This window comes from Sphingobacterium kitahiroshimense (genome assembly GCF_025961315.1).
Taxonomy (GTDB): Bacteria; Bacteroidota; Bacteroidia; order Sphingobacteriales; family Sphingobacteriaceae; genus Sphingobacterium; species Sphingobacterium anhuiense.
Map to the genome: position 1 here is coordinate 579165 of NZ_JAOQNK010000001.1, position 24239 is coordinate 603403.

20 protein-coding genes are annotated in these 24239 nt (G+C 41.8%); 4 read left to right on the top strand and 16 right to left on the bottom strand.

The features are described 5' to 3' along the window. Nucleotides 1-30: 30 nt before the first annotated feature. Entirely contained in the window at nt 31-687 is a 657-nt protein-coding gene (locus tag M2265_RS02545) for a response regulator (RefSeq protein WP_021190107.1), read from the bottom strand. 2 nt (nt 688-689) lie between these two features. After that, entirely contained in the window at nt 690-1304 is a 615-nt protein-coding gene (locus M2265_RS02550; RefSeq protein WP_021190108.1) for a hypothetical protein, read from the bottom strand. A 367-nt stretch (nt 1305-1671) separates the two neighbouring features. On the opposite strand from M2265_RS02550, the gene M2265_RS02555 reads away from it, so the two are divergent. Beyond that, nucleotides 1672-3852: an ATP-binding protein gene (locus M2265_RS02555; RefSeq protein WP_132768060.1), complete on the top strand. Its 2181-nt coding sequence runs from the start codon at nt 1672-1674 to the stop codon at nt 3850-3852. A gap of 8 nt (nt 3853-3860) precedes the next feature. On the opposite strand, the gene M2265_RS02560 is transcribed toward M2265_RS02555, so the two are convergent. Next, the gene (locus tag M2265_RS02560) at nt 3861-4364 is read right to left on the bottom strand and encodes a CinA family protein (RefSeq protein ID WP_132768058.1); all 504 of its coding nucleotides are present in this window, start codon (nt 4362-4364) and stop codon (nt 3861-3863) included. 671 nt (nt 4365-5035) lie between these two features. Here M2265_RS02560 and M2265_RS02565 point away from each other — a divergent pair. Beyond that, nucleotides 5036-7300, top strand: a complete 2265-nt coding sequence (locus M2265_RS02565) for a bifunctional alpha,alpha-trehalose-phosphate synthase (UDP-forming)/trehalose-phosphatase (RefSeq protein WP_132768056.1) — start codon at nt 5036-5038, stop codon at nt 7298-7300. Beyond that, nucleotides 7278-9071, top strand: coding sequence for a glycoside hydrolase family 15 protein (locus M2265_RS02570; RefSeq protein WP_132768054.1), 1794 nt, complete (start codon nt 7278-7280; stop codon nt 9069-9071). Before M2265_RS02565 ends, M2265_RS02570 begins: the two co-directional genes overlap by 23 nt. A gap of 114 nt (nt 9072-9185) precedes the next feature. Here M2265_RS02570 and M2265_RS02575 read toward each other — a convergent pair whose 3' ends face one another. The 4 genes from M2265_RS02575 to M2265_RS02590 form a co-directional block, all read right to left on the bottom strand. Beyond that, the gene (locus M2265_RS02575; protein ID WP_132768052.1) at nt 9186-9638 is read right to left on the bottom strand and encodes a nuclear transport factor 2 family protein; all 453 of its coding nucleotides are present in this window, start codon (nt 9636-9638) and stop codon (nt 9186-9188) included. Between the two features lie 87 nt (nt 9639-9725). After that, the gene (locus M2265_RS02580) at nt 9726-11948 is read right to left on the bottom strand and encodes a xanthine dehydrogenase family protein molybdopterin-binding subunit (RefSeq protein ID WP_132768050.1); all 2223 of its coding nucleotides are present in this window, start codon (nt 11946-11948) and stop codon (nt 9726-9728) included. Nucleotides 11949-11979: 31 nt separating this feature from the next. Beyond that, a complete protein-coding gene (locus tag M2265_RS02585) occupies nt 11980-12621 on the bottom strand; it encodes a hypothetical protein (RefSeq protein ID WP_132768048.1) in 642 nt (213 codons plus the stop codon). A gap of 40 nt (nt 12622-12661) precedes the next feature. Beyond that, nucleotides 12662-13120 carry a (2Fe-2S)-binding protein gene (locus M2265_RS02590; protein WP_132768046.1) on the bottom strand — a complete coding sequence of 153 codons (459 nt, stop codon included), beginning with the start codon at nt 13118-13120 and terminating at the stop codon, nt 12662-12664. Between the two features lie 274 nt (nt 13121-13394). Between M2265_RS02590 and M2265_RS02595 the strand changes: the two genes are divergently transcribed. Further along, nucleotides 13395-14525 carry a cysteine desulfurase family protein gene (locus M2265_RS02595; RefSeq protein ID WP_207902339.1) on the top strand — a complete coding sequence of 377 codons (1131 nt, stop codon included), beginning with the start codon at nt 13395-13397 and terminating at the stop codon, nt 14523-14525. A 10-nt stretch (nt 14526-14535) separates the two neighbouring features. Here the strand turns inward: M2265_RS02595 and moaCB are convergent, their stop codons facing one another. From moaCB to M2265_RS02640, 9 genes are all read right to left on the bottom strand, one after another. After that, nucleotides 14536-15450 carry a bifunctional molybdenum cofactor biosynthesis protein MoaC/MoaB gene (gene moaCB, locus M2265_RS02600; protein ID WP_243655370.1) on the bottom strand — a complete coding sequence of 305 codons (915 nt, stop codon included), beginning with the start codon at nt 15448-15450 and terminating at the stop codon, nt 14536-14538. 1 nt (nt 15451) lies between these two features. Beyond that, nucleotides 15452-15880, bottom strand: coding sequence for a molybdenum cofactor biosynthesis protein MoaE (locus M2265_RS02605; RefSeq protein ID WP_132768040.1), 429 nt, complete (start codon nt 15878-15880; stop codon nt 15452-15454). Next, entirely contained in the window at nt 15881-16978 is a 1098-nt protein-coding gene (locus M2265_RS02610; RefSeq protein ID WP_132768039.1) for a HesA/MoeB/ThiF family protein, read from the bottom strand. A 1-nt stretch (nt 16979) separates the two neighbouring features. Next, the gene (locus M2265_RS02615; protein ID WP_132768037.1) at nt 16980-17210 is read right to left on the bottom strand and encodes a MoaD/ThiS family protein; all 231 of its coding nucleotides are present in this window, start codon (nt 17208-17210) and stop codon (nt 16980-16982) included. A 117-nt stretch (nt 17211-17327) separates the two neighbouring features. Continuing rightward, nucleotides 17328-18062 carry a sulfite exporter TauE/SafE family protein gene (locus M2265_RS02620; protein WP_021191760.1) on the bottom strand — a complete coding sequence of 245 codons (735 nt, stop codon included), beginning with the start codon at nt 18060-18062 and terminating at the stop codon, nt 17328-17330. Between the two features lie 6 nt (nt 18063-18068). Further along, entirely contained in the window at nt 18069-19832 is a 1764-nt protein-coding gene (glp, locus tag M2265_RS02625) for a gephyrin-like molybdotransferase Glp (protein WP_132768035.1), read from the bottom strand. Further along, nucleotides 19832-20812 (bottom strand): GTP 3',8-cyclase MoaA, encoded by a 981-nt coding sequence (moaA, locus tag M2265_RS02630; protein WP_132768033.1) that lies wholly within the window; start codon nt 20810-20812, stop codon nt 19832-19834. Before moaA ends, glp begins: the two co-directional genes overlap by 1 nt. Before the next feature lie 8 nt (nt 20813-20820). Then, a complete protein-coding gene (locus tag M2265_RS02635; protein ID WP_132768031.1) occupies nt 20821-21951 on the bottom strand; it encodes an XdhC family protein in 1131 nt (376 codons plus the stop codon). A gap of 78 nt (nt 21952-22029) precedes the next feature. Next, nucleotides 22030-24237, bottom strand: a complete 2208-nt coding sequence (locus M2265_RS02640; RefSeq protein ID WP_132768029.1) for a xanthine dehydrogenase family protein molybdopterin-binding subunit — start codon at nt 24235-24237, stop codon at nt 22030-22032. Nucleotides 24238-24239: the final 2 nt, after the last annotated feature.

Below are 24239 nucleotides of genomic sequence, written 5' to 3' on the forward strand. Positions count from 1 at the left end.
TTATTATTATTGTTAACCTTCTTTGTTCCATTATTGCATTAAACCTGTTCTAATCGCATATTTAATCAGCGCAGCGGTATTTTTCACACCGGTTTTTTCAAGTAAATTTTGTCTATGCCCTTCTACAGTACGTTTGCTTAAAAATAGTTTATCAGCGATCTGCATATTCGTAAATCCCTCACCAATGAGCTCCAGTACTTCCATCTCTCTTTCCGAAAGCCCCATCTTCTCCATGATCTGTTCAATGTTTAAGAAAGCAGTTGGTGACTTCTGTAAAGTATCGAGCATGATACCTCCAATCTCTTCACAGATAAACTGTCCACCATTGGCAACATGTCTAATGGCATACAGCATTTCCTCGTATCCTACATTTTTGACGAGATAGCCATTCGCACCATTCTTAAAAGCTTGCAGTACATGCTGTAAACTATTCAACATGGAGAGAACAATTATTTTTACAGACGGGTACTGCGATTTCACTTTCAATATGAGTTCCAGCCCATCCATATCTGCCATATTAATATCGGTTATCAGAACATCTGGAATATTCCCTTTGCTCATGATTTCCAATACCTCATTACCATTCGTTCCCTGATCAATAACTTCCAGATCAGATTGCGATTCCAATAATAGTTTCACTCCATTGAGGACAACTAGATGATCTTCAGCTATAACAATTTTAACCATATTTAATTTAGTTTTACAATAACTACTATCTTATTCTCTTGATTGTCACTTGCAAATGTTAGTGATCCTTCAAGCAGATTAACGCGGTTTTGCAGTTTTTTAATTTTTTTACTATTGCTTTGTTTAAGTTTATCTATATAATTATTGTTAAGTCCATATACTTCAAGATATAAATCATGATCATCGGCATATAGATGAATCCCTAAAAATGGTAGTTCATCTGTTACAATTGCCGAGACAACATACCTGACCATATGAAAGATGAGCAACTGACAGCTAAAATCCAAGTCGTTCACTTGCTTATCCACAGCAATATCGTTATTTGGATTGCTAACCAGAAAATGATCTTCCAAGGCTCTTTTCAATCCAAAGTCACGTAAAACACCATTTAACAAAATGTTTGATAAATGCTGTACTTTACTGATCGTGTCGGTGACCATATTTTTGGTATTATCCAACTCAACCGAGTTACCATGCTCCATCGCATAGCGTTGCAAATTCAAGCGTATTGCATATAGATCCTGGGCAATATTTTCCCTCAGAACCTGTCCATACTTCAAATTCCGCTTCTCATATTCCTTGATTACTATTTTATAAAATTCCTCCCGTTTGTTCATACTCTGATGTCATGAAATAAGGTTATTTGCATAACACTTAAAGATGCAGATAGCTTTAAGCAAAGATCGCACCGTTACTACAAAAATTAATACTTAATTACAATACGTATATATACGCTGAAAACTGATTCTAAGATTTATGTCGCATAAAGAATTCATTTTCAATTAAAAATGTGTATGAATGTTCAAACAAAAAAATCAAATAAAAAATTGATTAAAATAAAAAAAAGAGTTTTTCCTATTTTAATCCTTATATTTAGGAAACATTTAATTTTTTTTTAAGAATTAATAATTCAATACTGCCTCCACTGATGGAAGTAATTCATTTTTTTTATTAAATTTAGCATGCTCCAACGCAATTAATAAAATGGAAAACAACGTGCCTTTACCCATTAACTTTATTCAACAATTTGGTAGTCTCATTGTCCTTGATTTTGATTTTCATATCACAGGAGTAAGCGAAAATGTTCTTCATACGGTCAATCAAACAGAACATAATCTCATTTTAGGATCTAAATTTGATCTCTATTTTGCTGATTTATTTGGAAAACATTTTGTAAAAATATGTCAGGTATTGGAAAATATACGGGATAAAAAATATCCGAGACAGATCTTGCCCCTCAAATTACCAAATAAAAGAATCTATCTCAAATTAAGTTTACACGATGATCATTTGTTTATCGAATGGGAGGAGCAGTATAAAAAATATACTTCGGCAAAAAAAATAAATGAGTTTAGTTTCCTTTTAGACACCATAAAACCCAACAACTGGGATCTGGTCTGCCACGCTATTAACCGGATCCTTCATTATGACCATGTATTTGTCGTTCAGGTGCAGGAAACGGGCTATAGCCAGGTCATTGCAGAAGATACGTTAGACGGGAAAGCATATTACAGGAATATGGAATTCTCGAAAAGCTTTATGCCGAAAGAGGTTTTCCCCTATTACAGCATGTGTTCATACCGCTATAGTCCCAATCTACGGGATAACCAGCAACAGTTCTATTCCATTGATCCAAAGATCAATCTACTGGAGAGTCAGTTGGCTCCAGTTCCTGAACTGCACCGGCTCTTCCTATCGGAAAAGGAAGTTACAAGTGCCCTGTTTTTTTCTATACATGTAGGTGGACAGTTTTGGGGGCTTTTAATTGGGCATCATCACAAAGAAAAGAATATCGATCTGCAGCAACGAAAGCTCTGTACTTTTATGATCCAAAATGCCACCAGTAAATATGAAAACTACATCAATCAGGATCTGTTGGAGCGAGGCAAACTTCTAAAAGACGTGGAAGTCAATCTGAAAATTGATTTGTTAAAATACAAGACGGCCAATTGTGCCCTTGTGCAACATATGGGTACCATCATGGACATGGTCAATGCAGACGGTCTGGCCATATTTAATCAGGGTGATGTTTATTTTCACGGGATCTGTCCGAATAAAGGACAGCTATATGAGATCATAACCTTTATTCAGACCCACTCCGAAAAAGCCTTATTTAAGGATAATAATTTTAGAGAAAGCCATGGGGAAAAGATTAAAGGACAATTACCTTTTGCAGGGCTTATGTATCTTAAGATAGGGCTTTTGAGTGATCAGGTCCTGATTTGGTTCCGAAAAGAAACCGTGAGCAATGTAATGGAGATGCATGTCACTCCGGAAACAGATGGCAACGATGGGATTAAACAGATAGACCTCACTGAAAGTGTTAATTACGATATCGCTACCCCTTGGAACGATGTCGAAATCAGTTTTGTACTACGCCTAAATCAAATTTTAAAGGAATCCATTGTTGGAAAATTAAAAGACAAACAACAATGGAGTGAACAGCTGTTAGCACTCAACAATGAATTGGAGATGTTAACCTTTACACTTTCCCACGATTTAAAAAATCCATTATCCATTCTCAAAATGGGGATCCAATTTTTACAGAACAGTAAACAGTCTCTCAATCCCGCAGCACTGCAAAAATGGTACAGCAATCTGATCGCCAGCACGGAAAGTATTGAAAGTATCATCAACAATGTCGTGTTACTTTCCCAACGTAAAACCGGAACCTTCACGAAAGATCCGATTCCGATGGCATACACATTGGATCAGATCTATAAAGAAAGTATTATCCTGCACAATCCCGCTTTAGCAACGGTTGATTACGGTAAATTGCTTCCGGTATGGGGTGAGAAAAGTGCTTTGTATCAGATCTTCAGTAATATCATCGGCAATGCGATCAAGTACAGTCCTGGCACCGCCGGCGTAAAGCTTCACATTGACAGCTATTTTGAAGATGAGCAGGTCTGTTATAAGATAAAAGATCAGGGTATCGGTATTCCCAAAGAAAACCTGCACAGCATATTTGAGATTTTTAAAAGGGGAAAAAATGTGGATCACATCGAAGGAACAGGTGTAGGTCTTTCCTTAGTGAAGCGTATTATGGAAAGATTAGGGGGAACCATCAAAATAGATTCTGAAGAAGAAAAAGGAACGACCGTTTACCTCTACTTCCCTATTGTTGAAGAATTCCCACCCAGTATGCTTTTAGATGATCTGTAAAAAAATTGCTAATCATCCAGATCAAGGGTGAACCGGTACAGTTCATGGATAATATGGTTGACTGCGGTGATATAAATCTGGGCAGCATCGCAGTCTACACAGTGCAGTGTTTTTCGCATATGGATACCACTAAAGCATATGGCTATAAAGATATCGCCCACCTCAGCTTGATGTTCAGTGGATGAATCCGGAAAAGCCATCCCGGTTATCGCCACATAAACATCGGCCTCCACTAATTTTTTAAGCCCCTCCAGCATTTCAAACGTGACTTCCGATGACTCTGGAGTAAAGTAAGAAATGCTATGATCATCCACCTGCAACAAAGACTTTTTGACACTTGTCGCATAACTCGTCACTCCTCCTAAGAAATAAGATCCAGAGTCCGTCTGCATACTCAGCACACTGCCGAGAAAACCACCCGTCATACTTTCTCCTATAAAGACCTTGAGCTGGTTATCTTTTAAAAACTGACCAACTTTGTCTAATGTTGTCGTATCAATATATTCCATCATATATGTTAATTGTTAGTGGTGATGAAGTGAAAACTTTATTTACAAACAACTTGGACACCCCAATAGTTCATTATAGACATTTCCAGATAGGATAATATTTATTTTAATAGCAGAGATCCGCACTATTTCAGGGGGTATAAATACCCAATTTTGGCAACCAGCACGCAAATAATACTGACATTTCCAAAGACGTTTCACTGCCTAAGGTCCTTTAGGAGCAAGACTATATTGCTAATACACTATCAGTCACATCCCTATAGATAAAATGACTATACAACAGGTATAAATACCCGCTATATTAAAGATGGCTTTTATTAAACTTTTAAACGCTTTTTTGGCTGGAAATTCGCTTGTATACAGCTGTGATTTAAAGCAATCCGTATAAAGCCTCTCCAGGCGCACGAGATCGCAAAATACTATAGAACATCATATATTTATGAACACATCAACACTATTCAAAACACTAAAAACAGATGACTTGCCTCCCTGTCCAAGGCCAGTCTACAAAAAGATATGGGCATTGAACCTGCAGCATGGAACAAAAATGTGCAGTAGTCCAGGCTTTATCCAAATAATAAACACCCCATTGTAGCACAAAACTTAAATAATAATTAGCGCGTTAAAAACCGACGGCCTACACATTACAAGATCGTCCAAAATCTGAGAAAACCATGTATAAGAAAAGAACAATTATCGTTTCCAATAGATTACCCATACGTATTGAACGTAAAGACAATGAACTTCAGTTTATCCCAAGTGAAGGTGGACTGGCAACAGGTTTAGGTTCCGTTTACAAGAGCGATGAAAACATATGGATTGGTTGGCCCGGAATTATTCCCTTAAATACACAAGAAGAAGAGATCATTACCCAAGGATTGGCCGAACATAATCTTATTCCAGTCTTTTTGACCGAAGAGGAATTAAAAGGATACTACGAAGGATTTTCGAATGAAGTCTTATGGCCCGTTTTTCATTATAGACCATCTTATGCTGTATACCGCACGCCGGACTGGGAAATGTACCAAAAAGTGAATGCAAAATTTTCAGCAGTAGTCGATCAGCAAAATGTGCAGGAAAAAGATGAAGTCTGGATCCATGATTATCAATTAATGCTCCTGCCGCAATTAGTCAGAAAATCGTATCCTACTATTGCAATCGGTTTTTTCCAACATATCCCCTTTCCAAATGATGAGGTATTTAGGAGCATCCCTTGGCGCAATGAGCTCCTAAACGGACTGCTTGGTGCCGATCTAATCGGATTCCATACCTTCAATGATACCCAGCACTTTTTGAATTCCTGTGCACATATTCTTGGCCTAAATGTTCAGAACAATTGCCTGCATACAGATGGAAGAAGTATTTTTACTGAGGTCTACCCGATGGGTATCGATTTTGATAAATTCTCGCAGCTCGCCAATAGCGAGCCCATTCAGACACGGGCGCAAGCAATAAAAGATTATTATAAAGATCAGAAAATAATACTCAGCATCGATCGCCTTGACTACAGCAAAGGCATCATTGAACGCTTGCTCGCCTACGAAAATTTATTGGTTAAATATCCAGAGTTAAAAGGACAGGTAGTTCTTTATATGATCGTAGTTCCTTCACGGGATCATGTTGCGCAGTACAAACAATTACTGGATGAAATAGACCGAACTGTAGGCCATATCAATGCTGTTTTTGGTAACAATGAATGGACCCCAATCGCCTATTTCTACAATTCATTTCCATTGGAGGAATTATCGGCCTTGTATGTGGCAGCAGATATCTGCCTGATCACTTCGTTACGTGACGGTATGAACTTGGTGTGTAAAGAATATATCGCCAGTAAGGAGAATACCGATGGTGTGCTGATCTTAAGCGAACTGGCAGGCGCGGCAAAAGAATTGACACAGGCCATCCATATTAATCCCAATGCAACAGATCAGGTTACCGAAGCCATTTATAAAGCTTTACAGATGCCCGTTTCTGAACAGCGTATGCGACTCAATGACAGCATTGAAATTGTCAAGAAATTTAATGTTAGACACTGGGTGCGTCTATTTTTCAACAGGCTCCGCGAAATCAAGTTATTTCAGCAGAATGAAATGGCCCGAAGAATCAATGAACAGACCAAACTCGCGATACTCGATCAATATAACCGAGCCACCAGAAGGTTATTCTTCCTCGACTACGATGGAACCCTGATCGGTTTTCAAAACGATGCCGCTGCGGCAATACCAACAGAATCGCTTTACGACACCTTAAATCTGCTGCAAGAAAATGATGCCAGTCAAGTCGTGATTATTAGTGGCAGACCACATGAGACACTCGACACCTGGTTTTCCGATAGACAGTATTTTCTGGTAGCAGAACATGGCGCATGGAGCAACTATCCGACGCACAAATGGCAAAGCGGTGCAATCTTATCTACGCGATGGAAAATCCCGGTGAAACATATCATGAGCAAGTTTGCCAACAATACAGCTGGTTGTGTGATTGAGGAAAAATCTTATTCCTTAGCTTGGCATTACCGTAAAGCACAGCCTGGGCTTGGGCAGCTTCGCGCGCTGGAATTAGTGGAGAGCTTACGCTATTTAGTACAACAGCATGGCTTACAGTTATTAATGGGCGATAAAGTGATTGAAGTCAAAAATAGTGAGCTCAATAAAGGTAAAGCAGCAATGGAAATTGTCAACAGCTATAACCCCGATTTTATCTTTGCAATCGGTGATGATGCTACGGATGAAGATATGTTTTTAGAGCTCCCTGCCGATGCGATTACCATCAAGGTGGGCAATAAAAAGTCCGCGGCGCAGTTTTATGTAGATACACAGCAAGAAGCCGTTCAGCTTATAGAATACTTTGCTTACAATAGAGTAAAACAACAACAGATCAACGGATCAGATTCAGAAATTAAAAAAATTGAAACTTATGACCAAAACAGTGAAGCATAAATATAATAGTGGTATCATCGGCAATTGTTCCTACATTGCCCATGTCAATATCACCGGCAATATTACCTGGCTATGTTGGCCGACCTTTGAAGATTCATTTGTATTTGGAAGTTTATTGGACAAGGAGAATGGCGGTGAATTTTCGATCCTCCCCACTTCAGAAATCACGAATACCGATCAGCAATATATTGAAAACACCAATATTTTATGTACGACGTTGACAACCGAAGAAGGCAGTTATCGGATCACCGATTTTGCCCCACGTTTTGAGCAGTACGAACGCTATTACAAACCGTTGATGCTGGTGCGTAAAGTAGAACCGCTCACCGGTAGGCCAAAGATCCGTGTGCGCTGTACACCCAAATATCAATACGGAAAACAGGGATTCACGAAAAACCGAGGCAGCAACCATATCCAATTTGAACAGGAGGATATCAAAATGCGCTTGGCCACCAATATGCCGGTCAGCCATTTTTTCGATGATATTCCACATGTGCTGAGCAGTACGGTTTATCTGGTCATGACATTCGGGAGCCCATTTGAGGCTCCGATTGAACGTACCGCAGAAGATTTTTTAAGCAGAACCAAAGGTTATTGGCAACGTTGGGTAAAAAATGCCTCTATACCGTCCTTCTGCCAGAAAGAAGTGATCCGTTCTGCACTCGTGCTCAAGCTGCATCAATATGAAGATACAGGTGCTTTGATCGCGGCCAGTACGACAAGTCTTCCTGAACATCCGGGAAGTGGCCGTAACTGGGATTATCGGTACTGCTGGTTGCGGGACAGCTACTATGTACTGACTGCCCTGAGCCACATCGGGCAATTTGAAGAGATGGAGAAATACGCCTCTTACATTGCCAACATTACACAGACCGATCGCGGACGGCTGCAACCGCTCTACGGCATCATGGGTCAGCATCAGCTGACAGAAACCACACTGGATCATCTGGAAGGATACTTAGGAAATAAGCCCGTACGCTTGGGTAATCAGGCTTTTGAGCACATTCAGAATGATGTCTACGGACAGGCACTGCTTGCCCTGTTGCCGATGTTTACCGACCACCGCTTCAGTCATCAGAATACCGGTTTGGCCAAATCCTGGACCAACTATATTCTGAAGAAAATTGAAAGCACCATCGATGAGTTCGATGCGGGGATCTGGGAATTCCGGAATTTTGAAAACAGACACTGCTATTCCAATCTGTTTCAGTGGGCCGGTGCGACAGCAGCTTTAAAAATTGCCGAACAGTACGGTTTTGAGGAAATCAAAATTAAGGCACAAGAATTACGGGAACGCGCCAGTGTGCATATTGAAAGCTGCTACGATGAAGAGCGCGGTGTGTACACAACGGCTACGAAAAACCCCAATTTAGATGCTTCTACCCTACAGCTGATCATGATGAACTATCTAGATCCCGCTAGTGATAAAGCAAAACGTCACCTCGAAGCTTTGGAAGAAGAGCTGAAAGGAGAAAATGGGCTGTTTTACCGTTATCTGCATAAAGACGATTTTGGAAAACCGAAATCAACATTTTTAGTATGTGCCTTCTGGTATGTGGAAGCACTGGCCTGTGTAGGGCGTTTGGAAGAAGCGCAACAGGTATTCAAGCAGCTGATCGGTTACGGCAATCACCTTAAATTATTCAGTGAGGATGTCGATGAGCAAGACGGTAGTCAATGGGGCAATTTCCCACAGGCTTACAGTCATGTGGGACTGGTCAATGCAGCAAACCGCATAGCGGTTAAACTGGATCACCCTGCATTCTTGTAATCTATAATGAAATGATTAGAAAAATGGCATAATAGAAAAAGAGATTTACGCTCAATTTCTATTATGTCATTTTATATTGTAAAACTTATTGCTGTATAAAATTTAAGTTCTTATTTAATGTTCGATTTTATGCGTATCACGCACACTGCTAAACGTCATGGCCAGCATCTTCCAATCTTTCTTTTGCTTTTTGTAAACCTCCGTTACCGTAAACTCCGTTACTGCATCATTTCCACGCACATCAGCTGTTAAGGTAATTCTATTCCAAACAATTGCAACATCGCCTACGATCTCGACCGCTACATCATGAATAGCGGCATTCTTATACCAGATTCTACCGGTTTTTATAATGTCGAGTTCTTCATTCTTCTTCCATGTTCCGCTCATATGAACAAACTTTGACTTATCATCGAATAATGCTGCGAGTTTATCGACATTCTTATCAGCCATCCACTGCCACTTCAATTTCGACAGTTCCTTCACTTCTTCTACTGCATTCATTTTTTGTGCAAAAGACAACTGTATTGTCAAGACAAATAAGAGTAATCCAAAAATAGCTTTTTTCATTTTTTATTGTTTTTATTTTAAAACTGATGTTCTTTAATTTTCATAAATACGATCAATCCTCCAATTAGACGAAAGGCTAATAGAGAATTAACCCTGCGTTCCGTGAGCTAAGTATTGTTTCATAAAAGGTTGGTTATAGTATCGTTTACCAGTATGGTGAAAAAGAGCATTGGCAACAGCACCGAACATCGGCGGAAATACCGGCTCTCCCATACCTGTGGGGTTTTCCTGATTTTGCACAAAATGAACTTCGATATGTTTTGGACACTCACTCATACGAATGATCCGATAAGTATTGAAGTTGCTTTTCTGCGGTACTCCATCTGCGAACAATTGTTCTCCGTATAGTGCATTTCCAATACCGTCAATCACCGCACCTTCCGCCATATTGACGGCTGCATCCTGATTTACCACAATACCACAATCGACGCTTGCAATCGCCTGTACAACATAGGGTTCATTATTCTTAACGCCTATATCGACCAAAGCCGCGGCATAGGTATTATGGCAAAAATAAGCCGCAATGCCTCTCCCTGTACCATCGGGTTTTTTTAGTAAACTGGCTTTCTCCTTCAACAATTGCAGGACACCTGCGTACCTTGATGCATCATAATCATTACGTTGTCCAACAGGACGTTCTTTCGCCCTTTTAAGTAATTCCAGACGAAAATCGATCGGATCTTTTTTCATTTCAACAGCCAGTTCATCCAAAAATGACTGCTCTGCGCTAGCCATAAAATTGGATCGCGGTGCACGAAAAGCTCCGATCGTGATGTCGGAATCAACCGCCCAGGATTCGGCAAGATAATGATCAACCGCTCCCGCCGGAAATCTATTTTCATGTAGCGGAGATTCCGGTATTCCCCCAGCCTTGACATGAAATCCGATCAACTGGTTATTTTCATCTAAAGCCGCCCGGTATGTTGCACTGTAAGTAGGTCTGTAAATACCATAGGTCGCTTCATCTTCACGGGTATACATCAATTTCACAGGAGCATTTAATTTCTGAGAGATCACGGCGGCCTCCACCAGATGATGTCCATAAGCCCTGAGTCCAAAACCGCCACCCATACGGGCGAGCTTAATCTTTATCTTTTCTTTAGGCAACCCCAATCGGGCCACCAACGTCGTTGTGATGACCTCCGGTGCCTGGATAGGCGCATATAATTCCGCTTGATCTGCCGTTACATGAGCAAAACAGGAAACGGGCTCCATGGTATTGTGAACCAAAAATGGTGCTGTATACGTTCGCTCAATGATGCGGGCAGCATTTTTAAATGCAGCATCCGGATCTCCGTCCTTACGTTTAACTTCCCCTGGAATCTTCGCATATCGATCCATATCTGCATAATGACCAGCTGTACTCTCCAGTTGAAGCGTGTCTTTATTCTTCCTTTTTGAGGCCGTTTGCAGTTCCAATTGCAGTTTTTTCTTTGCTTGCATCACTTCCCAGGTAGAAGTACCCACAACTACAGCTAAGCTGCCGAAACTCATCGTATCAAAATAATTGCGCGTATAGTCCTTTGCGAGCGGTTCAATCAGAAAAACATCCTTTATCCCCGGCATTTGACGTACTGCAGTATCATCAAACGCTGTGATCTCCTGCCCAAAGGCTGGAGGATGTACAATCATAGCAATCAGCATACCCTCCTGCTTATAGTCACTGGTAAACAAGGGTTTACCAGTTACAATATTATCCAGTTCCACATTCTGCTTTGACGAACCTATTATTTTAAAATCAGCCACATCCTTTAACTTCACATCTTTTGGTAACGGAACTTGGGCTGCCTGAGAGGCAATTTCACCGTAAGTTATTTTTTGATCACTTTTTTTGTGGAAAATGACACCAGCTTCTGTATGAATTTCGCTTAGCGGTACCGCCCATTTTTCAGAAGCTGCAATGATGAGCATCTGCCGTGCAGTAGCTCCCGCTGTTCGCAACACCGGCCAAGCCTGACGAACCGACTGACTACCACCAGTGAACTGGCGTCCATATCTTTCTGGAAAAAAATCAGCCTGCTCCACCGTTACTTTCTCCCAGGCTACATCCAGTTCCTCTGCGAGGATCATCGGAAGAGATGTCTTTACATTCTGTCCAAATTCAGGATTGGGATTAAATAATAGTACATCACCATTTGGGTAAATTTTGATATAGCTGTTCAATTCAATTATAGCATCGGCTACTGGTCCTGGCTCACTTGCCATCGCTCCAGCACCCGGCCAGTTGAAATGTAAAATCATTCCGCCACCTGCTAAAAGCGCGGCTTTTAAAAAAGATCTTCTGCCTAGCGTCGTTTTATCTGTTGTCATCGCTTATTTCTTTGATTTTTTGAAAAAATAATTACTTCGTGGGAGCATAAGCACCTGTTGTCAACCAGGTAATCCAAGCTTCTTTAAAAGCAGCATGACTAATCGGAGGCAGTGTCCTTCCTTCTCCGGGCTCCCAGCCCCATTTTACCAATCCATCATCCGCATGCGCTATCAATGCTTTTAGATCTTTATTTCCATTTTGTTTTCGGTCTACCAACTGCTTAGCCAATTCATATGCACTTTTTCCTTCAAAGACCATTTTCATATCCGCAGGTGGAAGATGCCAATTCGGACTTCCTGGCGGAGTTTTCAATCCTGTTGTATTTTCATCCTGATGGCAGTTATTACATTTCATGGTCAGCATTCCTTTTCCTTCAGGCCCGCGTTTCGGAAACATCGCATGCAACTTGCGCTCATCACCCTGAAGCGGAATATCACCGCTTGGATGGCAATTCACACATCGGGGACTCTGTAGCACAGCATATACTTTTTTAAACGCTTCAACAGACTGTATGCTATCTTTCTTGACCCTGATATTCGGTTCTAATGTATTTTCAGATCGGGAATCACTTGTAAAAGCAGAAACCAGAACCGTTAAAAACAGACCGATGACACCCAAAGTCAATGCAAGCTTGTAAGTACCTTTGCTTCTTATATTTTTTAATATTTTCATGAGCTATTTTTTAGCAGATTACACATCTATACATAACCATTTATTTCTTTTGCAATGATGCAGCATGATGTATGGCCTGACGAATTCGAGAATAAGTTCCGCAACGGCAGATGTTTCCGGTCATGGCATCATCAATATCCTGATCAGTTGGATTCGGCCGTTCACGTAATAATACAGCTGCCGACATGATTTGACCGGCATGACAGTAACCACATTGGGGCACATCCACATCTTTCCAGGCAACTTGCAATGGATGGTCACCTTTTTCAGAAAGACCCTCAATCGTGATCACCTCTTTGCCAACTGCGCGTTTCATTTTTGTAACACAGGATCTTACCGCTTCACCGTCCATATGGACCACACAAGCACCGCATTGTGCTACTCCACAGCCGTATTTTGTTCCAGTCAAACCGACGACATCACGTAAAAACCACAGCAGTGGCATTTCTTTATCAATAACGACCTCGTATTCCTTTTTGTTAATGCGAATGGTTTCCATAATTGTGTATGTTAGTTGTTATATAACAGTCTGTATTCATCATTTGTTTATTTTGGGCTTATCCTCTTTCTTTCAGATGCTTTGGCTCTCCACTTTCAAAAGCCATCACATCATGATCTTAGTCTTAAAAATATGTATTTTTCACCTATACATTATCGAGCACAGCACAAAACAGTAATATTGGTAGAAGAATCCGTAAATGGGGTTGTTGATTACAAGCAAAACGATGCTTTTTGGACCCATCCTCTCAAATTAATTCAGTACATTTATGGCTATGCAGTCATCAATCGTATACCTCGACTATAATGCCACTACACCCGTTGATGATCGGGTATTAGAACGGATGTTGCCCTTTTTCAAGCAGCAGTACGCCAATCCCAGCAGTCCCCATCTTTTCGCATTGCAGGTTCAGGAAGAAATTGATTTTGCTCAGCAAGATCTTGCCCATTTAATTAACTGCCATACAAGCGAACTAACCTTTACTTCAGGAGCGACAGAAGCGATCAATATGGCGATAAAGGGGCTCACCTATGGTCACCGCAAACATATCATTTGTGCATCCACAGAACACAATGCCGTACTTGAATGTTGTCGTTACATGGAAACTAAGGGATATGCTGTCACCTATCTGCCTGTAGACAAAGATGGCATCATCGATTTAAAAACGCTGGAGGATAGCATTACAACAGATACGGCGCTGGTTTGTGTCATGCTTGTGAACAATGAGACAGGTGTTATGCAAGATATACCATCAATTGCCACCCTAGCCCATCAGGCCGGAGCATGGTTTCTGTGCGATGCAACGCAGGCTGTCGGCAAGATTCCTATCGATGTAAAGCAGATGCAAATCGATTTTATGCCGATTTCAGCACATAAATTTTATGGTCCCAAAGGTATTGGCGCTTTATATACCAATCCTGCTGTCGGATCACTCAGACCATTACTGCATGGTGGTCAGCAACAGAAAGGTATGAGAAGTGGCACACTCAACGTCCCGGGTATTGTAGGACTTGGAACTGCCGCTGCCATCGCAAACCAGGAGATGGCAAATCAGAATAAACTGATTTTAAAGTTACGCGATGCCTTGGAAAAATCCATTTTGGAAATCAATGAGACTTTTGTGAACGGCCACTTGGACAAACGTATATTCAATACCACAAATATCAGTTTGCGCGGTCTCCATTCCCAAGAAATGATACTAGCCCTGGGCAATATCGCTGTTTCCAGTGGCTCAGCCTGTTCATCCGTAACAAACAGACCTTCTCCGGTATTGCGGGCTATGGGACTAAAGAATGAAGATAATCTCAGTGCAATACGGTTTAGTTTAGGCCGGTTTACAACTGACCATGACATCGATTATACCTTGGATAGGATCAAGAAAATTGTGACCAAACTTCGTGCATAGCGCTAAAAAGCTATCCATGTCCCTGATTATCCTGAATAGGAAAAACATGCAGTATCTGTGGAAATAAAGCTTTCACACTTTCTTTCACACCATTTGTTGACCCTGGCAAGGTCAAGACCAGCATTCGGTCTGCAAAACCTGCGACCGCTCTGGAAAGCATAGCAGTTTTTACAAATTGCTGTCCATACTGTCTTGCGATTTCCATTACACCCGGCAATTTCTTGGTTAAATAAGGCTCCACAGCCTCTGGCGTAACATCCCGATAAGACACTCCAGTCCCACCCGTATAGATCAGCATATCGACCCCTAATTCCCTGGAAACCGTCAATTGATGTTGAATAGCATCAATTTCATCTTGCACAACCTCAAATCGTACGACGTCTATACCATAATCTTCCAGTAACTCTTGCAATACAAATCCCGAGCGGTCTTGTTTTTCACCTGAATAGACCGAATCACTGCAAACAACAACTGCTGCCTTGATCTTCCTGTTTTCTAACAGATGCGCATGGTCACTTTTTCCGCCCGACTTGTGCAATAAACGAATCGAGCCGATTTCAACATGTTTATCGATCGGTTTTAACATATCATACAGCACCAGTGCGGCGACAGAAGCACCATGCATCGCTTCGACTTCTACACCGGTTTTATAGATCGTGTGCACAGTTACCGAAATCTTAATTGTAAGTTCTTCAATCTCAAAATCTATTGCCGCATATTCAATCGGCAACGGATGGCAGTCCGGGATGATATCGCTTGTTTTTTTTATGGCAAGCAACGTCGCCGCACGGGCAAACTCATAAACATTACCCTTTGGAACCTGACCATTTTTGATAGCATCTACCGTTCGGCCATGTGAAGTAACCACAGATGCTGTTGCTACCGCTTTACGCAACGTAGCGGATTTATGTGTAATATCGACCATCTCAATTATTTTTTTTCCACTGATGTGTATCGTCCTCAAATAGTTCTTTTCCCCAGATCGGAAGTTCCTTTTTAATCTGCTCCACAATCTCATGACAAGCCTGTTGCGCATCTGCACGGTGTTTAGAAGATACGAATACAAAAAGGCACAGCTGTCCAGTAGGCACCGTCCCTAAACTATGGTACACATGCATACAGATAAGCTTATACTTGGCAAACATTGCCTCTCTGATGGTATCCATTTTTTCTATAGCCATCTGTTCGTAAGCTGTATATTCAATTGCGGCTACGGATCTACCGTCTACCACATCGGCCCTGATCTGTCCCAAGAATAACTCGTGGGCACCGATAGCTGTTTTACTGCTATGTGCTGCAATACTCTTCGCGATCTGATGTGGCGAAATGGCTCCCTGCACAAATATATTTTTCATTTATTCTGCTTTATTAGTACTTAAATATGAAATAATGCCACCCGCCAGGTGACTTACCCTCTTTGCGGAACCGAAATGCGCTTTCAGCTTTCCCGCGGCATGTAAACTGCGTTTTCCGCTTTGACACACCATAATAATATGTGCGGTCTTTAATTCATCCAAACGGTCAAACAGTGCAGACAAAGGGATCTCCTGTGTCGCGATCGGAAATGGAGGTTCCTCATAGGTTTCCCGGATATCAACCAGACTGACGTTTTTATCCTGCAGATAGAATTCAATTTCATGCGGATAGATCAAACTGATATCCTGTCCCAAGTGTCGGTCCTGCTGAGTAGCCACCCTCTTTTCTGTAGCATAAACTTTAGCCCTTTCAGAATTCGGAGTGATCGATAAGATCATGGACTGATAGGTCAAAACATTAAAAGTCATTAACTTATTGACCAAGGGCTCTCCTATACCCGTTATTAACTTCAACACTTCGGTGGCTTGCATCAGTCCGATAATCCCCGGCAAAACACCCAATACACCATTTTCTGAGCAGTTTGGAGCTTCTTCAGCACTCGGGACTTGTGGAAATAGATCGCGGTAATGACAGACAGTTCCATCATCATCAGCGACATTAAAGATTGCTATCTGCCCTTCGTATTGATAGATCGCCGCAAAAACAAGCGGTTTTTTCAAACGTGTACAACAATCGTTTATAATATAACGTACCGCAAAATTATCCGTACAGTCAACAACTATATCATACTGTGAAACAATAGCATTATCATTGCTATCATCAAGCAAAACAGGATGTCCAACGATTGTGATAGACGGATTATTTTCGCTTAGCTTCCGCACAGCAACTGCGCACTTTAACTGCCCAAGATCTGCGGTGCTATATAGGGTCTGGCGTTGCAGATTACTCAGTTCTATCGAATCAAAATCAACGATACCGATACGCCCTACACCTGCCGCAGTCAGATACTGCAGTACCGGACAGCCTAAACCTCCAGCTCCGACAACAAGTACCTGAGCCGCGGTAAGCTTTTCCTGCGCCTCATAACCAAAACCTGGTAAACTGTAATGCCGCTCATATCGTGGATCCCAATGCATATTACCCTCCCGAAAATGGTGGCAGAAGTGCTACCGTATCTGATTCCTGTAACAGAACCACCTCTTTTGTAATCTTTCCATTCACTGCAAGCACCATTTTACGGTTCTCGAGTAAAGGAAACTGCTGGATCAAACTTGTTAACAAATTTTCCGTATCCACTGCTTCCATAAAGAACTCTTTCTCTATAATTTCTACAAGCGGTCCAAATGCAAGTACTTTAATCTTATTCATCTCTTATTCAAATTAAGCATTCTTTTTATCTGATGAGACATCCCATAGGGATCATGCTCGTCAAAAGTCAAGACACATCTATCCAATTCTAATCACTATTGCTTTCTTACCGCGCAGCTATGCCGAAGTAAAGAGCAATTTATAGGCGGCAACGAGTAACACTGTTGCCAGTACATATTTTAAAACATCCTGATTAAACTTTTTAGAACCTAAATAAGCACCCAAAAGCCCACCACTGAATGCTACCACAATATATAAAATCATATTGGAAGTCAACGTAATACCCTGCGTCAACATTCCTCCCAGTCCAGCCAAAGAATTGACAAAAATAAATGCGGCACTGATTGCCGCCGTTTGCTTTTGGTTGGTCCATAGCAACAAGATCAAAATAGGTGAAAGGATTATGCCTCCACCTATACCGATCATTCCTGACAGAAGCCCTATGAAAGCACCCAACAATATCGAAATCCATTTTACTGGAGGTACCAGACGATCGTCTTCCACATTCTTAAAAAAGAAAAATCGAACGATCGGCAGCAACAGTAAAATTCCTAATATTTTTTTATAAAGATGATCATCGATCGATAACATACCGCCCAGAAAAGCAAAAGGTATAGATGCCAGCGCTATGGGTATAAAAATCTCTTTCTTAAAATGATTTCCGCGGTAATACTGAATAAAGGCAGTCAAGGAAACAAATAAATTTAAAAACAGCGCTGTAGGTTTCATTTCTTGCGGCGCCACGCCATAAAGAGCCATTAAAGCCAGGTAACCGCTCGCTCCGCCATGCCCAACAGAGGCATATAAAAAAGCAACAATAAATAAAATAATAAAAAAAATTTCGGTATCCATAGATTTTTAAGGCAATACGATTACTTGGACTTCTTCACCTGCCACAATACCAGTAGATTCTTCCGGTATCACGAGCAGGCAATTGGCCTGGGCATAAGATTGTAGACGATAAGATTCCTGCGCATGCAGGGGCAATACCTTACCCTCCATTGAATGAGCTTTTATAAAATGTGTTAATCCACTGTTTTTTGGATAATCAACTGTAGTCACGGCTTTGCTGTAGCAAACGGAATCAGGTCGTTGCATCATCCGGTCAATAGCCGGTAAAACATACAGGTAGAAACAGGTTAGCGCTGAAGAAGGATTTCCTGGCAATCCGAAAACCACTGTTTCATCCTTAGTTCCAAAAAACAATGGTTTTCCTGGTTTCTGTTTCACTTTATGAAAATGAGGCCGCACCGACTGCGCCAGAGCACTTTGCACCACAAAATCATAATCACCCACACTCACGCCTCCCACCAGCAGCACCAGATCCGAAGCTAACAATGCCTGTCCCAAGATCTTTTCCAATGCGGCAGGATCATCTGTAGCGTGAAAAACCTGAACCGTTTCGATACCTGCTTTTTGAAGTGCAGCACGTAGTTGAATCGAGTTTGAGTCGTATACCTGTCCAAAGAAAAGTGGCTGACCCAATTCCTTCAGTTCATCACCTGTCACAATGATGGCAACTTTTGGCGGTTCAAAAATCAGCAGCTTCTCACAGCCGATACCTGCTAAAAAACCCAGTGCAGCAGGCGTCAATACAGTTCCCTGTGCAAGGGCCAATGTGCCTTTTTCGGCTTCGCTACCTTTTTCACGGACATGCATGCCAAGAGTTAATTGCTCATCAGCAACCGTGATCCAATCTCCTTCGCGATATACCCGTTCCTGCATGACCACGGTATCTGCCGCCGTTGGTATGGGTGCACCCGTAAAGACGCGCATCGCCTGTCCGGACAATAGCGTTACATCCGACTGTTTTCCAGCACGCATTTCGCCCACAATTTCCAATCGGTTATTGTGGTCCTCAAATTTCAACGCATAGCCATCCATCGAAGACTGCCTAAAACCAGGAATATCATATTTTGATATAATCTGCTCTGCAACAGTATATCCTAAAGACTCAGATAAAGTTTTTATTCCAGTGCGAACAAAATGGGCATGTTTTTTAATGATCGCTTTTGCTTCCGATACTGAAACCATTTCCTGTATTAAATATCTTAAATCAGCAGGTTCATCAATGTCGACTGATCCCTTATCAAAAGCAACTGCAACAACATCATCAGGATATGCGGCTATGATTTTTTTAGCACCCTGATCTCCCTGCAACTGCTGTAATAATGGAAAATAAAAGTTACTGAACAGCACCGGCACGCCCAAGGTATCCGCATAGGCCGATGCAATAATCCCTTTCTGACTTTCCAACTGATTTTCATGCAATTGCATAAAATGATGAGCCTCAAGAAAGGGCTGATCACATACTGAAAAGATGCACCGAGTTAACAATGGATGATCGTTTAATAACGCCTCTATTCCTTTCCTGATAGACGAGGCCATTCCTGTAGACCAATCATCATTGTAACAGATCTTTACATCATGGTCAACAAGTGTTCCTGCAACGGCCTCGGCATCAGCGCCCACCACTACGATCACACAAGCAGGGTCACTCGACATCGCCTGTTCTACAGCATGTTGAACTAATGGCTTCTGCTGATAATCCAGAAGTTGTTTTGCAGTCCCTAAGCGTGAGGAACTACCCGCTGCTAATATTATTATACCTGTATCCTGCATTATCCTCCAATAGTTATCATACTTCTATTTTGTAATTTATCCGCATCTATTTGCGTAAAATCAGTGGCTAATTGGCCCCCTAGAGCAAAAGCCTTTGCCTCGATATTCGCTTGTATCAACGGTAATATTGGCTGTCCCTGCCGATAGGCGGTAAGTAAGTCTGTTTCATGAGTAGAAAAGAGACAATTTTTCAATTTACCATCTGCCGTTAAACGGATCCGGTTGCAGCCTGCACAAAAAGGTTCGCTCATGGTACTGATGACGGCGAATGATCCACGGTGACCTGCGATATGAAAATGTTTTGCTGTATCGTGTATACTCCCCACCTGTTCGTGGATGGTATAACTTTTTTGGATCACATCTTTTATTTCCCGCAAAGTAAACACCTGATTATTGGTCCATTTATTACCAGAAAAAGGCATAAATTCAATAAAACGTACCTCTAATGGCCATTTTTCGGTAAGCGCGACAAAATCAATAATTTCATTATCGTTCAACCCTTTCATTACCACTACATTCAATTTACAGGTTATTCCGGATTCCAGCAACAGACCAATATTTGACCAAACACGGTCAAAAAGATTTCTGCCTGTTATCTTATGGAATTTTTCGGTATTTAAGGTATCTAGACTGATGTTGATACTGCTAAAATTGGCCGCTTTGATTACAGGCAGTAAAGCATCTACCCTAACCCCATTGGTGGTACAGGTCAGTTCCACCGGTAAGGTGGCCAGTCCTGCCAAAATCAGAGCTGCATCTTTCCGTACAAATGGTTCCCCACCTGTTAAGCGTATTTTTGTAATCCCCTGCGATACAAAAGTTTTAGCGATCGATAAAATTTCATCGGGTTGCATCAGTTTGGCATGCGCGGCGAAAGCATACTCCTCTTCTGGCATACAGTAAAAGCAGCGCAGATTACAATTGTCCGTAAGCGATATACGGAGATAAGTATGTTGACGGCCAAATTTATCGAATAGCATAATAATGATTAAAGGATTGGAATATTCTCGTGCATCTTAGCTGCGCGGTCACGAAGAGATGCCGCAGATCGGCTGTGGAAAAAAGATTTTACCTCCGCAATAATCGAGAGTGCAATCTCCGCCGAAGTTTCAGCTCCGATATCAAGACCGACAGGGCCATGCATTTTTGCCAGCTGAGCTTCTTCTATGATGCAACCATCTTCTTGTAATTTGTTAAGCAAACGTTGAAACCGTTTTTTAGGTCCTAATAAGCCAATATAAGAAACAGATGTCTGTAGTAAATGCTTGAGAAGATCTTTGTCATAATTGAAATTGTGCGACATTAAAACCACTGCGGTATAGGCATCGATATCGATCTGATGCAGAAACTCACTGGCAGCTGCAGTGATCACTTGTTTTGCTGCAGCAAAACGATCAACTGCTGTGTGACTGGCCCTACCATCAACAATGCTTACTTCCCAGCCAAGCATAGCCGCCATCGCAGCTACCGGTTGTGCATCATTTCCCGCCCCCACAATGACCATATGAATTGGCGGAATATGGTATTCCAATAATAGCTCATAATCCACATTTTTATATTCTAAAACCGTTCGCATCGTTGCCTTACTTCTGCATACCTGCTCCATATAAGCAAGCATATCTTCACCTGCAATAAGCGGATTGGCTCTTAAAACGGTTTGATTTTCCAGTCGTATACCACATGTACCGGGCTGCTCAGCATAGCGATCCAATGAGCAGATCGTGACCACAAGTGCTGGTACCCGTTTATTGGTTGTTTTTTTTAATAAGGCAATCGGATTTTGAGGATCGCTCGGGTCAATATATTCAAATAGTAGATGTACAATACCATTACAGCCCAATTGTATACCGAGGGTTGCATCGGCTTCATTTGTGGTATCATAAGTTACCAATTTATTAGTTTGCTGCTGGAGCGCTAGCATCGCCCTGCGAAGCGCATCACCTTCCAAACATCCCCCACTGATCGCTCCGGTCATCTCTCCATATTCGGATACCAGCATGCGTGCACCTGGCATCCGGTAGGATGAACCCTCTACCTTAACCACTGTGGCCAGCACAGTTTTATAACCCTGCGCTTCAGCGGTATCGTATGCGGCAATTATGGTTTTTAATTCACTCATCAAACAAAATTCAAATTAAAACAATTATATAAAAACTTATACTACAAAAGAATAAATAAATTAAACTAATGTTTATGATTAACTTAATATTTTATCAGGAGTAATGGGTAAACTGCGTAATCTTTTGCCCGTGGCATTGTAAATCGCATTCGCAATTGCAGCGGCAGTACCGATAATTCCCACCTCACCTAAACCTTTTGCCCCTGTCGGATTGATGTTGGGATCGGCTTTACCGATAAAACTGACATCAATTATCGGTGCATCGGCATTAACAGGAAAATGATACCCTGCCAGATCATCAGCAATAGCTCCACCGATCCGCGTGTCCAGCAGCCGCTCTTCCATAAGTGCCATTCCTATACCACCTACAGCTGCACCTGACATCTGGTTGGCCGCCGCTTTTTCATTTACAATTTTACCTCCATCGGCCACACAGACCATTTTTGTCACCATGACCTTTCCCGTTTTCACATTGACCCTTACTTGACAAAAATGAGCAGCAGACGAGCAAAAAGCATATTTCTTACGCTCTTCACCGGGACCTGAGGTTGCTTCTACCACTAATTCATCTAAGTTATTTTGCTTCCACAAGGTATCCAAAGGAATAGTTGCAGTTGTATCATTTTTCAAAGATAAACCAGTTTCAGACAGCACTAAGACATCTTCCTGTACATCCTTGAACCTTTGGTCTTGTTTAGCGGCATAGGCTAACAGCTTTTCTTTCAGCAGACGGACTGCTTCCACAACAGCCCCGCTTACAGAAGACATTCCAGTACTTCCACCTTGGCTGGGCGCTGGAGGGAGATTTGAATGACCAAGTTCGATTGTTATTTTATTTTTCGGAATCCCGGTTATCTCATGGGCAATATTTTTCATACCCGTCCCTGTTCCTGTACCGATATCGGTCATTGCAGTCTGAATGATCAGACTTCCATCTTTTTTCATTTTTATGGCGGCACTCGTTTTATTTCGTCCGGCATTCCACATTCCCACAGACATCCCGTAGCCAATATACCAGTCGCCATCCTGCATGCTATTAGGTTGTGGATTCCGCTTTTCCCAACCGATACGCTGGGCACCTAAGTTCATACAATCTACTAAATAATTTGATGACCAGGGTAATTTAGAATCCGGATGATGCGTTACAGCAATATTTTTTGCTCGGATCGCTACGGGATCCATATTCAATTTATAGCTCAATTCATCGATGGCACATTCAACTGCAAAATCTCCCGTACAATCACCGGGACCACGCATCCAGGTCGCTGCATTGATATTTAACGGCACTAGTGCATCCTCAGTCTTAAGATGTTCAAAATCATAAATCAGACGCGTTATCCGTGTGATCTGATCTGAAAACCGTTCATATAACGATGTTTCATTACGGGCCTGATGATGGATACCCATAAATTTTCCCTGATCATCTGCTCCAAGCTTAATTTTCTGCCAGGAAGCAGGACGATAACCGGTACCGATAAACATCTGCGGTCTTGTCAGCATTAATTTTACGGGACGTCCCACCTGTTTGGCTGCCATAACGGTAGCCAGCACATGAGGCCAAACCCGTAGACCAGAGCCAAAACCACCACCGACAAATTCGCTCATGACCTCCACCTGTTCCTTTTTCAGATTAAACAAAGGAGCGATCACCTGTTGTACATTATTCACTCCCTGTGTCTTGTCGTAGAGTTTTAGATGATCGGTACCAGTCCATGCAGCGATCGTGGCATGCATTTCCATGGGGTGATGTACCTCCGTTTTAATTTCATATTCGGCCTCCACCACATGAGGTGCATCTCGCCAGCTCTCGAGATTTCCGCGTTCTTTACCCGCTTCGTGCAGTGGGATCTGTGCGTAGGTAGAGTCAAAATCAACATTAAATTTTGTCTTTTCATACTGCACCTCTACCAGCGATGCCGCATAAGTGGCATCCTCAAGTGTCTCCGCCATAACCAGTACGACCGGCTGTCCCTTGAAATAAATGGTGTCTGTATGAAATACAGGAAGACCAAAACGCGATTCTTTCATCAACGCCTCCGTCGCAAACCCAGGAACTGCAGGTTTTTCCAGATGGGATACAAAACCAAGTACAGATTTTACTTGTTTCGCTTTGGACAGATCAATATTTTTAATTTTGCCACTGGGAACCGTGCTTCCCACTAAAACAGCATAGCACATCTTATCCACCGCATATTCGGCTGCATATTTTCCTTTCCCGGTCACTTTATCCCGTGCTTCGACGCGCCCTTCAGGTATGGTTATATTTTGTTGATTCAAGTCTTTCATTT

Excerpts from the sequence above, each read along its gene's own strand:
- M2265_RS02545 (WP_021190107.1), bottom strand. The coding sequence starts at position 687 with ATGGTTAAAATTGTTATAGCTGAAGATCATCTAGTTGTCCTCAATGGA.
- M2265_RS02550 (WP_021190108.1), bottom strand. The coding sequence starts at position 1,304 with ATGAACAAACGGGAGGAATTTTATAAAATAGTAATCAAGGAATATGAG.
- M2265_RS02555 (WP_132768060.1), top strand. The coding sequence starts at position 1,672 with ATGGAAAACAACGTGCCTTTACCCATTAACTTTATTCAACAATTTGGT.
- M2265_RS02560 (WP_132768058.1), bottom strand. The coding sequence starts at position 4,364 with ATGATGGAATATATTGATACGACAACATTAGACAAAGTTGGTCAGTTT.
- M2265_RS02565 (WP_132768056.1), top strand. The coding sequence starts at position 5,036 with ATGTATAAGAAAAGAACAATTATCGTTTCCAATAGATTACCCATACGT.
- M2265_RS02570 (WP_132768054.1), top strand. The coding sequence starts at position 7,278 with ATGACCAAAACAGTGAAGCATAAATATAATAGTGGTATCATCGGCAAT.
- M2265_RS02575 (WP_132768052.1), bottom strand. The coding sequence starts at position 9,638 with ATGAAAAAAGCTATTTTTGGATTACTCTTATTTGTCTTGACAATACAG.
- M2265_RS02580 (WP_132768050.1), bottom strand. The coding sequence starts at position 11,948 with ATGACAACAGATAAAACGACGCTAGGCAGAAGATCTTTTTTAAAAGCC.
- M2265_RS02585 (WP_132768048.1), bottom strand. The coding sequence starts at position 12,621 with ATGAAAATATTAAAAAATATAAGAAGCAAAGGTACTTACAAGCTTGCA.
- M2265_RS02590 (WP_132768046.1), bottom strand. The coding sequence starts at position 13,120 with ATGGAAACCATTCGCATTAACAAAAAGGAATACGAGGTCGTTATTGAT.
- M2265_RS02595 (WP_207902339.1), top strand. The coding sequence starts at position 13,395 with ATGCAGTCATCAATCGTATACCTCGACTATAATGCCACTACACCCGTT.
- moaCB (WP_243655370.1), bottom strand. The coding sequence starts at position 15,450 with ATGGTCGATATTACACATAAATCCGCTACGTTGCGTAAAGCGGTAGCA.
- M2265_RS02605 (WP_132768040.1), bottom strand. The coding sequence starts at position 15,880 with ATGAAAAATATATTTGTGCAGGGAGCCATTTCGCCACATCAGATCGCG.
- M2265_RS02610 (WP_132768039.1), bottom strand. The coding sequence starts at position 16,978 with ATGCATTGGGATCCACGATATGAGCGGCATTACAGTTTACCAGGTTTT.
- M2265_RS02615 (WP_132768037.1), bottom strand. The coding sequence starts at position 17,210 with ATGAATAAGATTAAAGTACTTGCATTTGGACCGCTTGTAGAAATTATA.
- M2265_RS02620 (WP_021191760.1), bottom strand. The coding sequence starts at position 18,062 with ATGGATACCGAAATTTTTTTTATTATTTTATTTATTGTTGCTTTTTTA.
- glp (WP_132768035.1), bottom strand. The coding sequence starts at position 19,832 with ATGCAGGATACAGGTATAATAATATTAGCAGCGGGTAGTTCCTCACGC.
- moaA (WP_132768033.1), bottom strand. The coding sequence starts at position 20,812 with ATGCTATTCGATAAATTTGGCCGTCAACATACTTATCTCCGTATATCG.
- M2265_RS02635 (WP_132768031.1), bottom strand. The coding sequence starts at position 21,951 with ATGAGTGAATTAAAAACCATAATTGCCGCATACGATACCGCTGAAGCG.
- M2265_RS02640 (WP_132768029.1), bottom strand. The coding sequence starts at position 24,237 with ATGAAAGACTTGAATCAACAAAATATAACCATACCTGAAGGGCGCGTC.